Origin of the sequence: Roseovarius sp. CAU 1744, assembly GCF_039839345.1 — a bacterium.
Lineage (GTDB): Bacteria > Pseudomonadota > Alphaproteobacteria > Rhodobacterales > Rhodobacteraceae > Roseovarius.
Window position 1 is genome coordinate 188,510 of sequence record NZ_JBDOQV010000007.1, and the last position, 13,660, is coordinate 202,169.

Annotated in this window: 14 protein-coding genes and 2 pseudogenes; 8 read left to right on the top strand and 8 right to left on the bottom strand. The window is 57.8% G+C overall.

Annotated elements, in window-relative coordinates; translation table 11 throughout:
* Positions 1-6: 6 nt before the first annotated feature.
* From AAFO92_RS15650 to AAFO92_RS15660, 3 genes and pseudogenes are all read left to right on the top strand, one after another.
* Complete coding sequence (locus AAFO92_RS15650; protein WP_347536864.1) at positions 7-381, top strand: hypothetical protein; 375 nt, start codon at positions 7-9, stop codon at positions 379-381.
* Positions 302-718, top strand: a complete 417-nt coding sequence (locus tag AAFO92_RS15655) for a hypothetical protein (protein ID WP_347536622.1) — start codon at positions 302-304, stop codon at positions 716-718. Before AAFO92_RS15650 ends, AAFO92_RS15655 begins: the two co-directional genes overlap by 80 nt.
* A pseudogene (locus AAFO92_RS15660) lies at positions 718-2,078 on the top strand (ISKra4 family transposase). Before AAFO92_RS15655 ends, AAFO92_RS15660 begins: the two are co-directional and overlap by 1 nt.
* Before the next feature lie 23 nt (positions 2,079-2,101).
* On the opposite strand, the gene AAFO92_RS15665 reads toward AAFO92_RS15660, so the two are convergent.
* From AAFO92_RS15665 to AAFO92_RS15695, 7 genes are all read right to left on the bottom strand, one after another.
* The gene (locus tag AAFO92_RS15665; protein WP_347536624.1) at positions 2,102-2,713 is read right to left on the bottom strand and encodes a nitrile hydratase subunit alpha; all 612 of its coding nucleotides are present in this window, start codon (positions 2,711-2,713) and stop codon (positions 2,102-2,104) included.
* A gap of 28 nt (positions 2,714-2,741) precedes the next feature.
* Positions 2,742-3,035: an SH3-like domain-containing protein gene (locus AAFO92_RS15670; RefSeq protein WP_347536626.1), complete on the bottom strand. Its 294-nt coding sequence runs from the start codon at positions 3,033-3,035 to the stop codon at positions 2,742-2,744.
* The gene (locus AAFO92_RS15675; RefSeq protein ID WP_347536628.1) at positions 3,032-3,391 is read right to left on the bottom strand and encodes a nitrile hydratase; all 360 of its coding nucleotides are present in this window, start codon (positions 3,389-3,391) and stop codon (positions 3,032-3,034) included. The genes AAFO92_RS15670 and AAFO92_RS15675 overlap by 4 nt, the downstream gene beginning before the upstream one ends.
* Positions 3,392-3,417: 26 nt before the next feature.
* Positions 3,418-4,251, bottom strand: coding sequence for an ABC transporter ATP-binding protein (locus AAFO92_RS15680; protein WP_347536630.1), 834 nt, complete (start codon positions 4,249-4,251; stop codon positions 3,418-3,420).
* Between the two features lie 39 nt (positions 4,252-4,290).
* A complete protein-coding gene (locus AAFO92_RS15685) occupies positions 4,291-5,280 on the bottom strand; it encodes an ABC transporter substrate-binding protein (RefSeq protein ID WP_347536632.1) in 990 nt (329 codons plus the stop codon).
* A gap of 37 nt (positions 5,281-5,317) precedes the next feature.
* Positions 5,318-6,052 (bottom strand): ABC transporter permease, encoded by a 735-nt coding sequence (locus tag AAFO92_RS15690; RefSeq protein ID WP_347536634.1) that lies wholly within the window; start codon positions 6,050-6,052, stop codon positions 5,318-5,320.
* 304 nt (positions 6,053-6,356) lie between these two features.
* Positions 6,357-7,274, bottom strand: a complete 918-nt coding sequence (locus tag AAFO92_RS15695; RefSeq protein ID WP_347536636.1) for a LysR family transcriptional regulator — start codon at positions 7,272-7,274, stop codon at positions 6,357-6,359.
* A 282-nt stretch (positions 7,275-7,556) separates the two neighbouring features.
* On the opposite strand from AAFO92_RS15695, the gene AAFO92_RS15700 reads away from it, so the two are divergent.
* Both AAFO92_RS15700 and atzF read left to right on the top strand, forming a co-directional pair.
* Entirely contained in the window at positions 7,557-8,237 is a 681-nt protein-coding gene (locus tag AAFO92_RS15700; RefSeq protein ID WP_347536638.1) for an isochorismatase family cysteine hydrolase, read from the top strand.
* 152 nt (positions 8,238-8,389) lie between these two features.
* A complete protein-coding gene (gene atzF / locus AAFO92_RS15705) occupies positions 8,390-10,198 on the top strand; it encodes an allophanate hydrolase (RefSeq protein WP_347536640.1) in 1,809 nt (602 codons plus the stop codon).
* A 105-nt stretch (positions 10,199-10,303) separates the two neighbouring features.
* Here atzF and AAFO92_RS15710 read toward each other — a convergent pair.
* Positions 10,304-11,779 (bottom strand): annotated as a pseudogene (locus AAFO92_RS15710) (Tn3 family transposase); the annotation flags it as partial.
* Positions 11,780-11,815: 36 nt separating this feature from the next.
* On the opposite strand from AAFO92_RS15710, the gene AAFO92_RS15715 reads away from it, so the two are divergent.
* The 3 genes from AAFO92_RS15715 (at position 11,816) to AAFO92_RS15725 (ending at position 13,578) form a co-directional block, all read left to right on the top strand.
* A complete protein-coding gene (locus AAFO92_RS15715; protein WP_347536642.1) occupies positions 11,816-12,409 on the top strand; it encodes an SMC-Scp complex subunit ScpB in 594 nt (197 codons plus the stop codon).
* A gap of 132 nt (positions 12,410-12,541) precedes the next feature.
* The gene (locus AAFO92_RS15720) at positions 12,542-13,006 is read left to right on the top strand and encodes a helix-turn-helix domain-containing protein (protein WP_347536644.1); all 465 of its coding nucleotides are present in this window, start codon (positions 12,542-12,544) and stop codon (positions 13,004-13,006) included.
* On the top strand, positions 13,003-13,578 hold the full coding sequence (locus tag AAFO92_RS15725; protein WP_347536646.1) for a PIN domain-containing protein: 576 nt from the start codon (positions 13,003-13,005) through the stop codon (positions 13,576-13,578). Before AAFO92_RS15720 ends, AAFO92_RS15725 begins: the two co-directional genes overlap by 4 nt.
* Positions 13,579-13,660 lie beyond the last annotated feature (82 nt).

Below are 13,660 nucleotides of genomic sequence, written 5' to 3' on the forward strand. Positions count from 1 at the left end.
CAATTCATGGCCAAATCCGGCAAACCCAAATTCGACGCTGCGACGTCGCTGCACGCACGGTATCGCCAGCCAAGCGTTTCTTACCAGCTTCAAGGAACTCCTTGGACCAGCTGTAATACAGACTCTGGGCAATACCTTCTGTTAGTGGCAGTCGTATTCTCCCCGAAAGTGGCAATTGAAAATTCCCCACCCGTGAGCGGCAGCGTCAATTCCAAACTTCAAATATTTGGAATTGGCGCTGTCGCGGGAAACAGGCCTGATGCTCTGATTGATGAGAGACAGGGGCAGTCAGGTGAAGGGATTGAGGGAGATCGTTTTGATCCACGATTTACGACGACAGGGGCTGAGCATTTCGGCCATCGCGCGCAAGGTTGGCTCTGACCGCAAGACGGTGCGCAAATATTTGCAGCAGGGTCTGGAGGTGCCGATTTATGGGCCGCGTGCATTGCAGGGCAGCGTGCTGGATCCATATCGGGATTATCTGGAAGAGAGGGTTCGGAACTTTCCGGATTTGTCTGGCCGGCGTTTGCTGCGCGAGATCAGGACCATGGGATATGAAGGCAGCTATTCGACGCTGAAGCCGTTCTTGCGTGAGCTGCGTCCGCCTCGGCGCGCGCCTTTTGCAGTGCGGTTTGAAACGCCGCCGGGAGTGGAAAGAAGTTGGGGGTCAGTTGGTTTTGGGCTTAGGAATATCCCATCGGAAGAGTGGGAGATTTGATGGAACTCAGGATCAAAGTCGAAGCCGTTTTTGAAGATGGTCGCCTGCAGGAACACGAGCTGGGATCGTGGAAGAGGAGCCCGGAAAGCCTCAATCCGGAGGCAATTGGTCTCCTTTTGGAAGATGCTCACGCGATACTGAACAGGCTACAGAAAGTTGCCGTCACGGCTCAGGTTCAAGAGGTTTCTGAGACCTGCCGGGCATGCCCACGCTGCGGGAAGTCGCGCAAGATCCACGATTATCGTTCCCGTAAACTTGAGACATTGTTCGGTGTCGTTGCTGTCAAAGCGCCGCGTCTCAGACCCTGCAATTGCAATGATTTTGCCACCTCAAAGGTCACCTCGCTTTCGTGGCTCTCCGCGGTTCTACCAGGACGGGTCACGCCTGAGCTGGCGCGGCTTCAAGCGGAGCTTGGCGCACGCCATTCGTTTCGTGAAGCAGCCCGTTTGATGAACCTGTTTCTCCCGTGCAAAAAACAATCCCACATGACCACACGAAATCGGATGGGTCGGGCCGCCAAGAACATCGAACAATATGCGCTGCAGCCGCGGCGAACGGAGCAGCAGTTGGACACCGGCGGCAATGATCTGGCTGTTTTCGTCGATGGTGCCCATATCAGATGTCGCCCAGAATTTCAGAAAAGGCATTTGGATGTTGTCGTAGGCCGCATTGAGGGATCTACAAATTGTGTTCGGTTTGGATTGGAGACGTCAGCATCACTGTCCGTGTCAGCGCATATCCGGGCACACTTATTCGAGGCGGGATGGCGATCCGGGCAAGCGATCACCGTTCTCACCGATGGTGAGCCTGGCCTTGCCAACCATATCCGATGGGCGGTGGACGGGAGGGTCACTCATATCCTGGACTGGTGGCATATCTCTATGCGGATCAAACATGTCGAGAATGCCGTCGCCGGATTGCACGAGTTGACCCTCGGGCGCAATGGAGTCGACAAGCTTACCTGGCTTGCCGAGCGCCTGCGTTGGCTAGTTTGGCACGGGAAAACGGACCGAGCTTTAGAGGGTGTCCAAAATCTCAGTCTTCGCGCCAACGCCTCGCAGGACCTCACACGCGCGGACGTATGCGCTGCGATCCAAAGGGTCCGCAAAAGATGCAGCGTGCTCCATGGCTATATCGAAAACAACGCTCGCTCGTACCTGACTACGGCAGCAGACGCCGCGCGGGTCTCCCTGTTTCCACATCGAGAGCGGAGGGCTGCGTCGATGATCTTACAAATGCGAGGATGGGAAAGAAACGCCGCATGCGCTGGTCACCCCGAGGCGCTCACAATGTCGCGCTCGTAAGAGCCGCGGTTTTGGATGGCCGGTTGCAGGTTTCTCATCGACAAAATGCCGCCTGACCCCCAACTTCTTTCCACTCCCACTAGCGTGTGACGCCAACCAGATGATCGCGGGTGACCAGCGCCTCTAGGTCCTCGGTGGACAAGTCCGTAACGTCAGCAGGTGCCTGCGGCAACACTAGGTAGCGCATGTCGGCGTTGCTGTCGTGAACGATCACATCGACGTTTTCGCCGAGCTCAGTTCCGAATTCCTTTAGTACGGCGCGAGGTTCGCGAACCGTGCGTGCGCGATATGCCTTCGAGATATACCACGACGGGGGCTGCCCCAGAATGGATCTCGGGTAGCACGAACACAGGGTGCAGGTGATCAGGTTATGAACGGCCTCGGTGTTTTCTACGACAATGATCCGCGCCTCACCGACTGCGATGCCGATCTCTTGGATGCAACTCTTGCCGTCTTCCAATAATCGGCGCTTGTAGTCGGGATCGGTCCAAGCCTTGGCAACGATTTTCGCGCCCTGATGGATGCCAGGGGCTTCCAACTTGGCGATCTCAGCGGTTACTTCCTGTGCAGTCAGAAGCCCTTTCTCGATCAGGACATCCCGAAGAGCGTCGATAACGATCTGCCCTTCAAGATTGCCCTCGTCATCTTCAACGATCAGCGCGTCGTGGTGGTCTGCATGGTCATGGGCCATGACATCTCTTTTCTGTTTGCGCGGACGTTTACGCGCGCTCTAACCAGTGGTCGTAGATCTCGATGACCAACATGTCGTTCGGCGCCACCGGATCATCGGACCACAGGTCGGATTGCGCGAAAACCACCCGGTAGAGATCGACGGCGGGTCCCTCGGTGCGTCCGACGGAAAGGTCCTCGGGATTCAGGTATTTTCCGCAGTATTGCACGACCCGGCCGGTGTGGTGCCGAATGTACATGGGGATGCGGACGTGGCCGGGCTTGCCCAAGTCAAGTACATGCACATGATCGCCTACGGCGAAGCGCTTGTCGGCAAAAGTCATCGGGGGCCCTTGCCGTTGGATGTATCCAGCGCGCCCTCCGCGGCCGCGCGTTCCCATTCAGGGCGTCGCCAGTTGATCGCGCGGTCAAGCTCGGCGCGCGTGATGACGCCCTTTTCGACCAAGATGTCGATCATGGCTTCGAGGCGCCGCCGGTAGAATGAGTATTTCTTGTATTTTTCCTCGCCAAAGCTTTCGAACCCGCGCCGCATCTCGTCAAGGGACACAATGCGGCGGGTGCCGTCCCCCAGCAGGTTGCGGATGGCCTCTACCTGCTTTTCCCAGTGCAGCCAGGGCAGTTCTTCTTTCGGGATCGTACCGGCGCTTTCGCCGCCGATGTCATGATATCCTTTTGTCATTAGTCTATCCTGCGTTCGAGTTTCATTTAGTCCGGCGCGCCGTTCGCTTCTCTTTGGAAGATATCAAGAGAGGTCCGGCGGAGGCGAATGAATTCGGGATCGACAAGGGTGGCGGCATCCCGCGGCCGGGGCAGATCATTCCGGACGATTTCGGCCACCCGCGTCGGACGGCGGGTCAGCAGCAGGACATTGTCGGCCATCTGCACCGCTTCCTCCAGGTCGTGCGACACCAGCACCATCGTCATGCCCGTCTTCTCGAAAACCGACTGCAAACGCTCCCGCATCAGCAGGGTCATTTCATAGTCGAGCGCCGAGAAGGGTTCATCGAGAAACAGGATGTCGGGTTCCCGCACAAGGGCGCGCAGAATCGAGATCGCCTGCTGCTGCCCGCCCGACAAGCTGTAGGGATACGCATTTAGATCGATCTTGATGCCGAAGTCCTCGACGTAGCGCGCGATCCTGTCCTCTCGTTGCAGTTTGGACAGGCCCATGTGCTTCAAGGGATAGTGGATGTTGTCGATGGCTCGTAGCCAAGGAAACAGGGCTTCGCGGTAGTTCTGGAACACGTAGGAGATCTTGGTCTGCCCGATGGTCCGCCCGTCGTAGAGAACCCGACCGGCATCCATCGGCATAAGGCCCGAGATCATGTTGATTAGGGTGCTCTTGCCACAGCCGTTGGGGCCAAAGATACTGGTGAATTCTCCGAGCGGCAAGGTCAGATCGAAGCCGTCGTAGATGACGGTTCCGTTGAAGGATTTCTTCAGACCTTGGATCTTCAGGTAGGTTTTTCGACCGGGGCGAGGGGGGCCGGGGCTGTCGATGACATCCCCGGTGGTCGTGAAGTCATTCTTGGCAAGCATAACGCCGGCCTTTCAGTGCTGGGGAGGTTTCCATGACCATCAGTTTGCCCCTAGGTCTTCCAGCGTTAGGATCTTGCTGCGCACGTCCATTTCCTCAGGCAGCACGCCTTCGGACACGAACACATCGACAAATGCCTGATAGGAGTCCAGATCGACCTCATTCAGATCCTCGAACCCGCGCAGATAGGGCTGGGCCAGAAGTTCAAGCTGTTCTTCGCGAATGGCTGTGTATTGTGGAATGATTGCCTTGTACTTCTCGAAGTCCTCATTCGCCAAACGCGTTGCCTCGTCGATGATCTCGACGACTTTCCGTGCCACCTCTGGCCGTTCCTCGATGAACTTCGTGGTCAGCAGGGCTGCCCCGGAATAGAAGGGGTCGGCGATGACCTTGGCCACTGGGTTGATCTCGGCGCGAACTGTGCCTTCGGTCACGGCGGCGATGGAACCGACGGGTTCCAGAGAAAGCGTGGCATCGACACTGCCGCCAAGCACCGCGGGAACCTGCTGCGGAACCGCAAGGTCGACAAGTCGGACGTCGGTATCAGGGTCCAATCCCGCCGCGCGCACCAGATGGCGGGTGATAGTGCGCCACTGGATGCCCGGCACGTGGCCAATCATCTTGCCCTTTAGATCCGCGAAAGAAGCGATGTCGCTGCCATCCTTGACCACCAGGCTGTCGTTGATGCGGTCGATCTCAATGCCACCGCCCTGAAGGCCGAACACCTTGAAGGTACCCGGAAATTTCGACTCGGCAATCATCGCGATCCCGGCTGCTGCACCCGGAGGTCCGAAATCCGCGCGTCCAGAGACAAGTGCGTCGATGATGTGGTTGGGCGACTGCATTTTGTTAGAATTGACCTTGATACAGGCCGCTTCGAACAGGCCCTCTTCATGCGCCACATAGTAGGCCGTGGTCTGCATGATCGGTAGCCAGGCTGATGTGATTTCCTCGTAGTTGTCACAGGCGATTGCGGCGTTGGCGCCTATGGCGGATATGATACTCGCCGAGAGAAGTGTCGTCTTTAACATCAGGATTCCTTTTCAGCTTGGAGCAAGGGGAGTGCTTCTATTTGCCGGACCAGTGGATCAGGCGCTTTTCAAGTGCGAGAAAGCAGATGTTCAGACCGTACCCCATGCCCCCCGTGACAAGGATCGAGCCGTACATGTCGTCGAGATTATAGGAGATCTGGGCGTCAATGATCCGATGCCCTAGGCCGTCAGTGGCGCCGATAAACATCTCCGCGACGATGATGACTACCAGTGCCATCGAAACCGCCGTCCGCAATCCGATGAAGGTCTGCGGCATCGTCTCGTAAAAGATTACGTCGGTGAAAATACGGCCTTGTCCGGCGCCCATCGACCGCGCCGCAAGTATCCGCGTCTGCCTGGCGTTCATCACACCGTAGGCAACATTGAAGAGCACCACCAGAAGCGCGGCGAAGGAGGCGACGGCGATTTTCGAGAACTCGCCGAGACCGAACAGAAGCAGAAACAGGGGAAACATGGCGGTGGCGGGCGTCGAGCGGAAGAAGTCAACGATGAACTCGACCGAGCGGTAGATCTCTTCCTTCGATCCAAGGATGATCCCGAGCGGCACACCCAGCACGCACGCGACGACGAATGCGATCAGCACGCGCTTCAGGGTGAACCAGAAATCCAGAAGCATGTAGCCGGAGACAATATTGCGGAAGGTCTCGGATATTGTCGTGAACGGGGATGGGAGCAAATTTTCGTCGACCAACGACAACGCATAGGCGAGGTACCAAACCCCGATCAGCAACACAGGACCGATAAGGTGCATCCCCACACTCCTAAGCCTGCCCCATTCGAGGGACCGAAGGTGCTTAAGGCTCAAGGTCTGTGTGCTCATACGAAATACTCACCCTCCAGTTCCTGGGACTGATTGATTTTGTTGCTGACTATCGCGTTTCCGCGACCCGCAAGCCGTATTGGCGAGCACATGTGCTCCCGATACGCTGGATACTGCGAATACAGGGTGACAACGTCTAGTGCTAAATTCTGTGCGTAGCGCTGCAAGAAATGCACCGCTCTTCATTCAGCCGGATGAACTGGTTCCCGGTCAGTTCGTCAAGTGGCGCGCGGGCTCACGCGCCCTGATAGGCCGGGTACCGTTCCTCTAGGACCTTTACAATCTGCTCTACAAAACGGGCGACTGCGACAGGCAAGGCTCGTCCCTTGAGTTGACTGATATGAACGAATCCGATGGGCACGTCGCGGGGGTCGATTGGCCGCTTCACGACACCGGGAGTTTCCCCGTCTTCCAGCAGGCCGATCGGTATCTGGAAGGAAAGGATCCCCTCCGCCACGGCGTGATGGCGCAGGAATTCGAAACTGTTGGACACGACGACCGGTTCGAGGCTGAAGCTTGCGTCGGCCACCGCCCGCTCGATCAGATGCCGCACTCCATAGCCTCGGCTGGGCAGCGACATTGGATAGAGCATGCACTCCCTGATGCGCAGCAACTCGCGCTCGGCCAGCGGGTGATCGGCCGACAGGACAGCATGAATCTGCTGCGGTATAGCATGAATCGTGTGGATCTCAGCGGTCCGAATCGGCTCGAAGACGATGGCGATGTCGGCGAGCATATTGATGATGGCATCCTCAGCCGCAGAGCGGTCATGCAGGAACACGCTGAAGTTCACGCCAGGGTGAACCTCACGATACTCTGTGATCTGCTCTGGCAGGAAATAGGGCAGAAGCGCCTGGCTGCACGCGATGGATACGTGGCCGCGTCGAGCGCCTGAAAGGTCAGATATCTGGGATTTTACCCGTTCCATGTCTTGGATCTGCGACCGGGCATGAGTGATGAAGATTTCTCCCGCAGCGCTCAACCTGACGCCTTGGGCGAACCGCTCGAAGATCGGCACGCCAAGTTCCTCCTCCAACGCAAGAATGCGGCGGTTGAGCGCCGTGGAGGTGATCGACAGCACCTCCGCCGCACTGCGGATCGAACCGGCCTTCGCGATTGCGTCGATGTATTTCAATGTTTGAAGGTGTCTCATTCCGTCCCCTGCAGCATTCAAGCTTGACCCTGAAGGCGATGCGCTTTTTGCATCGCTTTGATGCAAATATAACAGAAGACAGCAGCACTCGGAGAATGCAAGTTCAATTCCAAGCATGTCGCTACGGACTGCCAGCCGCGTCACAAGGCGCGGGCGTTCCTGATCCAGCCCGTGCCGTGCGAGACCAATCGCATAAAGCGCCGTGCCAAAGGAGTTAATGTTGACACGAAGAACACACCTGCGCCTTACGGATGCAACCACGCCCCCAAGAGCAGCCTGACAATGACTACGATCAAGGCCGCTCCCTATCAATGGCCATACAATGGAGACCTGCGCCCGACCAATACGGCGCTCATCGTCATCGACATGCAAACCGACTTCTGCGGCAAGGGCGGGTATGTGGACGCCATGGGCTACGATCTTTCGCTCACGCGTGCGCCCATCGAGCCGATCAAGTCCGTGCTTACCGAAATGCGCGGGCAGGGGTTCCACATCATCCACACTCGCGAAGGCCACCGCTCCGACCTGTCCGATCTGCCGCCCAATAAGCAGTGGCGATCGCGGCAGATCGGTGCGGGGATTGGCGATCCGGGCCCCTGCGGCAAGATTCTGGTTCGCGGGGAGCCCGGATGGGAGATCATCGACGACCTCGCTCCGCTGGACGGCGAGCCGATCATCGACAAGCCTGGCAAGGGTAGTTTCTATGCGACGGACCTAGAACTTCTTCTACGGACCCAACAGATCGACAACTTAGTCCTTACTGGCATTACCACTGATGTCTGCGTGCATACGACAATGCGCGAGGCCAATGATCGTGGGTTCGAGTGCCTGATGCTCGAGGATTGCTGCGGTGCCACAGACAAGGGCAACCACGACGCTGCGGTTGAAATGATCAAGATGCAAGGCGGTGTGTTCGGATGCGTGGCAGATAGCGCCACCCTTCTGTCGGCGCTTGGAAGGTAGGAACGCCGCGCTTGAAGATGTGGACCCGGAACGAGCCCGAAGTACCAAAACTTGACTCGAAGGATTTTCATTTTTCGCTCCGGTCGAGCCGAGCGAATTTTCCTGGTGAAACCACGTACGCAATGAACTTTCCGAACATGACGAGATTTCCGATGCACGACCTGAGCGCTTTGCCCTTCACGATCCCCTCGCTTCACTCAGCATACCAGGGGGGAGTTGCGCCGGGCGACATACTCGCAGAATGTTACCGCAGGATCGCGGCGGTCGATGATCCAGGGATCTTCATCCATCTGATCGATCAAGAAGATTGCGCCGCCGCGATAGCAGCGCTTGGCACCTTTGATCCGGTCGCCAAGCCGCTTTGGGGAGTTCCCTTTGTCGTCAAGGACAACATCGACGCTGCCGCAATCCCCACCACGGCTGCATGCCCGGTATACGCCTACACACCTGCAAAAGACGCCTTTGTCGTTCGGTTGCTGCGACAGGCCGGTGCGATCCTGATCGGAAAGACGAATCTGGACCAGTTCGCAACCGGGCTTGTCGGCGTTCGCTCACCTTATCAGCCGCCGAGAAACGCCTTCGACCCCGATATAGTGCCGGGCGGCTCCAGCTCAGGGTCTGCCGTCTCCGTCAGCCACGGCTTTGTCGCATTTGGTCTTGGCACTGACACCGCAGGTTCCGGGCGGGTTCCAGCAGCGCTGAACAATATCGTCGGACTGAAGCCGACGCTTGGCACATTGTCGGCGACCGGAGTAGTCCCGGCCTGCCGGAGCCTCGACACGATTTCGGTCTTTGCCCTGACGGTCGATGATGCCTATATCGCCTTCGAGGTCGCCAACAAGTTCGATGCCGAGGATTCCTTCGCTCGGCGCTTTCCAGCAAAGCCTATTACCGCCCCACCGCCAAGCCTGACGATCGGTGTGCCATCAGCCGCATCAATCAAGTTCATGGGCGATGATATCCAGCGGGACTCATTTCACGCCGCCATCGGATCGCTCAGGACTTTGGGGGCGCAGATCACGGAACTCGATTTCACTCCATTCTATGAGATAGCGCAGTTGCTCTATGATGGAAGTTGGATTGCTGAGCGCTTCACCGTGATAGAAGATCTGTTGAAGGATCGGCCGGATGATATCCACCCAGTCACGCGCGCAATTGTGGGCAGGGCCACGGACTTCTCGGCCGCCGATGCTTTCCAAGACCAATACAAGCTCGCGGCGCTCAAGCGCGTTGTAGAGCCAATCCTGGACAGCGTCGATGCGATGTGCGTCCCGACTATTCCGACTTTCTATTCGGTAGCGGATCTCGAAGCGGACCCAATACAGCCGAATAGTTACCTCGGCACCTATACCAATTTTGTGAACCTGATCGATCTGTGCGGTATCGCCGTCCCAGTATCGCGGCGCAAGGACGGGCGCCCAGGCAGTGTAACACTACTGGCGCGGGCAGGACTCGACGGGTTCATCGCGGGAGTTGCCAGACGATTGCATCAGCAAGCCGACGTGTTGCTTGGCGCAACAAAGCACCCGGTTCCCGAAGTCGCGCAGCCTAGCCGAAGTACTGGCGATGACGAGATCGAACTACTTGTTTGTGGAGCGCATATGAGTGGCTTGCCGCTGAACCACCAACTGACCGATCTTGGCGCACGCCTGCTGCGGGAAACCCGAACGTCGGCGCAGTATACGCTCTTCAGTCTTCCAGAAGCCTCGCCGCCTCGTCCGGCGCTCGTTCGGGCCAAGCGTGGTAGAATGATTGAGGTCGAAATCTGGGCTATGCCTAGCTCAGCACTTGGTCGGTTCATTTCGAATGTACCGGAGCCATTGGGCATCGGAACGGTTACGCTCGAGGACGGATCAACAGTCAAGGGCTTCATTTGCGAATCGATAGGCTTGAAAGGTGCGATCGACATAACCCATACCGGAGGTTGGCGGAGTTTCCTGAGCAGTTGCACGGTATCCTGAGGTCGTGGCCATTCAGTCAGCTTGGGGGGGTGATGCAAACTCCCCTGAAGGGGTCACTGCATAAAAGCGACTTTATTGTCCGGTTCGCGCGAACGAACGGAGAACTTATGCGGCATTGCGAAGATCACTTTTCCGAAGCGGCCTGAGGCGATCCGGGCGGAATGGCGGGTTCATGTTCCACAGGTAGTCCCCGGTCAATCCTACATGGGCCCAGCCAAGCGGCGCGATGTGTTTGATGATATCATTCGGGATGGCGTTGCCGTTTTTCCTCAGATCAGTGATTGAGGCTTCCAGATACTTGGTATTCCACAGGATGATGGCGGCAACCAGGAAGTTGAGACCGGATGCCTTGTGGATCTGATGCTCGTAACTGCGATCACGCATTTCACCGAGTTGGTTGAAGAAGACCCCGCGTGCCAGGGCGTTTCGGGCTTCGCCTCTGGCCAGACTTGCGCTGGTTCTCTTTCGCAATTCCAGGCTGCGCATCCATTCCAGGGCAAAGAGGGTCCGCTCCAACCGCCCCAGTTCGCGCAGGGCAATGGCCAGTCCGTTTTGCCTGGGATAGGCGGACAAGCTTTTGAGGATCGCCGATGCAGTGGTGGTTTCGGCTTTGATGGAGGTCGCCAGCCTGAGGATTTCGGGCCAGTTGTCGATATTGTGACCTGCTTTGATGGTGCCGCCGATGAATGGTGCCATGATGGCCGGGGGTTTCATACCGGGCAGGAGATACAATTTGCGAACCTTGAAGTTTCGCAAGCGCGGCGCGAAGCGGAACCCCAAGAGATAACACAGCGCAAAGACATGATCCGTCGCGCCGCCAGTATCAACATGATGCTCTTCGATTGCGACACCAGATTGGTGACGGAGAAGCCCGTCCAAAACGAAGGGCGCTTCGCTTTCAGTGGCTGTGATGACCGTCGAGTGGAACGGGCTGAACTGACCAGAGATGTGGGTGTAGAACTTGAGACCCGGGGTGCGCCCGTACTTTGCGTTGATGTCTGCCGATGCTTCACCGCGGCCACCGGCCCGGAAGAACTGCCCATCTGAGGATGACGTCACGCCATCCCCCCATAGCTTGGCCAGCGGGAGTTCTCGCTGCATGTCGATCAAACAAGCCAAGGCGGCTGAATAGGTCCCTTCTCGCAAATGCCAATCATGCGCCCACGCGATTTGCCGGGCAGACAGATTGTGGGTTGCCGCGGCCATGCGGGATACGCTCAGATTGACACCGTCGGCCAGGACGGCGGCAAACAGCGCCTTTTGATCTTCCGCCGGTCTGCCCGAGCGATAATGGGTGAAGCACTCCGCAAATCCGGTCCAGGCGTTCACCTCCGTCAGCAGGTCCGGGATCTTGATTTGTGGCAATTGCCCATAAGCCAGTCGGCTCATGGCCGTGGCGGCTTCAGGCGTTTCGTCTTTGACCGGGGTGATGCTCAGGGTGCCACCCTGAATGGCGGCATCCGGCAGCGTCCCCGCTTCGGCCCGGGCCGCGACAATGGCCATGGCCTCCTCAATCTGCTGTTGTCGCTCTGCAAGATAGGTTTCTGCATCCGCTGCGGCGGCGATCGGCAATGACCCCTCAGCGATCCGAAATTGCCCGCCCGAGCGGTAACGATAATGGCCAAAGATCATCCCGATATTGGTTTCGACCGCGAGCTCGACGACCTGCCACCGGAATTGCGCTGGCGCGAATGGATGCGCCGGATCGAGGCAGTGCTCTTTGCCAGCGCGTCGCCGGTGCCCGGTACGGACCTGGCCAAGGTGGTGGGGCAGGGGGCCTCGGTGGAGCTGCTGATCGAGGACCTGGCGGTTGAACTGTCTGAGCGCCCCTACGAGATTGCCCGCGTGACAAAGGGCTGGATGTTGCGGACCCGGCCAGCCTATGCCCCGGCAATCCGCGCCGCGGCGGATCTGGGCGACCAGGATCTCGACCTGCGCGACCTCGATGTCGCGGTGCTGGCCGCCATCGCCTATCACCAGCCGATCACCCGCGAGGGCCTCAAGGACATCTTCGGCAAGGAAATCAGCCGCGACCTGATCGGACGCCTCCACGCCCGCAACCTAATCGCCACCGGCCCCCGCGCCCCCCGCCGCGGCGCGCCCTACACCTTCGTCACCACCGAACACTTCCTGGTGGCGTTTGGGCTGGAAAGCCTGCGCGACCTGCCGGACAAGGAGCAGCTTGAAGATGCGGGAATGTCAAATTCGTAGTATGCAAATACCGAGGGAGCACGAACGGGGGCATTCATAGAATGCTAAGAAATTTCGAATATTTCGACTATTGCGATTAGTTCGAATAATCCCTATGTTGAAAACAAGCTAAGAAAACACCGGAGAGAAATCATGTCCGCCCTGAAAAACGAGGCGTTTGTTGATCGTTTGCCAGATGAGGTTGAGATCAAGAACGCGGAACAACTCAGAACGATTGTTGCCTCCCAGATCAAGGAGGGCGAACCAACAACGCTGTCACTCGCGCTCGATAGTGGGGAGATGCAAACCGTAACCCTTGCCCCTGCGCTGACCGCATCGCTCCTGGAAGTGTTGCGGCTGGTGTCGAGCGGGCGAGGATTCCGTATGATCCCCGTCGAAGCAGAATTGACGACGCAACAAGCCGCAGATCTGCTAAATGTCTCGCGACCGTTCCTTGTCAATCTCCTGGAGAAAGGGGACGTTCCCTTCACGAAGACGGGTCGCCACAGGCGCGTTCGCGCCGACGACTTGTTTGCTTATAAGGAAAGGCGGGATGCGCAACGGTCAGATGCTCTCGGTGATTTGGCGAAAGCGGACGCTGAGGACGATCTTATATGAGCCGATACGCGGACCGGTTCACGGCCCTTTTGGATGCCTGTGTCTTGGGCGGAGCACTGCGACGCAACATGCTTTTGAGTCTCGCTGAGGCTGGCTTGTTCCGGCCTCGGTGGAGCGCACGTATTCTTGACGAAACCCAGAAGGCGATCTCAGAGATCACGAAGGGGGCGACAGATGGATCCCGACAGCGTGCGGCAATCGAAGCGGCTTTCCCCGAGTCTCTTGTTTCGGGCTACGAGGTGTTCGAAGGTAAGCTTGACCTTCCCGATCCAAATGACAATCACGTCCTGGCGGCTGCGATTTCTACTTCGGCGTCGGTAATTGTGACTGACAACCTCGCGGACTTCCCAGAGGAAGCTTTGGCTCCACACGCCATCGACGCGATTTCGGCAGATGACTTTATAGCCGACACGATCGAGCTCGACCCTTCGGAGGCCATACTTGCTCTGCGGCGCATGCGTGAGAGGTTCGAAAATCCTGCACTCGATGTTCCTGCTCTCATCCACAAGTCTGAGGCGCAGGGCCTTCTGCAGGTCGCAACATTCATGGATGAATACAAGTCGCTTTTGTAAAATGGGCGGAAAGCGGTCGTTCGCCGCCTTGCAGCAGGAAATTGTGCGGACTTCGAAAGCAGACCTTCGCCACCGAAATTAT

Bases quoted from the DNA above. Each gene is read 5' to 3' on its own strand.
- AAFO92_RS15650 (WP_347536864.1), top strand. From the start codon at position 7: ATGGCCAAATCCGGCAAACCCAAATTCGACGCTGCGACGTCGCTGCAC.
- AAFO92_RS15665 (WP_347536624.1), bottom strand. From the start codon at position 2,713: ATGGCCCATGACCATGCAGACCACCACGACGCGCTGATCGTTGAAGAT.
- AAFO92_RS15670 (WP_347536626.1), bottom strand. From the start codon at position 3,035: ATGACTTTTGCCGACAAGCGCTTCGCCGTAGGCGATCATGTGCATGTA.
- AAFO92_RS15675 (WP_347536628.1), bottom strand. From the start codon at position 3,391: ATGACAAAAGGATATCATGACATCGGCGGCGAAAGCGCCGGTACGATC.
- AAFO92_RS15680 (WP_347536630.1), bottom strand. From the start codon at position 4,251: ATGCTTGCCAAGAATGACTTCACGACCACCGGGGATGTCATCGACAGC.
- AAFO92_RS15685 (WP_347536632.1), bottom strand. From the start codon at position 5,280: ATGTTAAAGACGACACTTCTCTCGGCGAGTATCATATCCGCCATAGGC.
- AAFO92_RS15690 (WP_347536634.1), bottom strand. From the start codon at position 6,052: ATGCACCTTATCGGTCCTGTGTTGCTGATCGGGGTTTGGTACCTCGCC.
- AAFO92_RS15695 (WP_347536636.1), bottom strand. From the start codon at position 7,274: ATGAGACACCTTCAAACATTGAAATACATCGACGCAATCGCGAAGGCC.
- AAFO92_RS15700 (WP_347536638.1), top strand. From the start codon at position 7,557: ATGACTACGATCAAGGCCGCTCCCTATCAATGGCCATACAATGGAGAC.
- atzF (WP_347536640.1), top strand. From the start codon at position 8,390: ATGCACGACCTGAGCGCTTTGCCCTTCACGATCCCCTCGCTTCACTCA.
- AAFO92_RS15715 (WP_347536642.1), top strand. From the start codon at position 11,816: ATGGCCAAAGATCATCCCGATATTGGTTTCGACCGCGAGCTCGACGAC.
- AAFO92_RS15720 (WP_347536644.1), top strand. From the start codon at position 12,542: ATGTCCGCCCTGAAAAACGAGGCGTTTGTTGATCGTTTGCCAGATGAG.
- AAFO92_RS15725 (WP_347536646.1), top strand. From the start codon at position 13,003: ATGAGCCGATACGCGGACCGGTTCACGGCCCTTTTGGATGCCTGTGTC.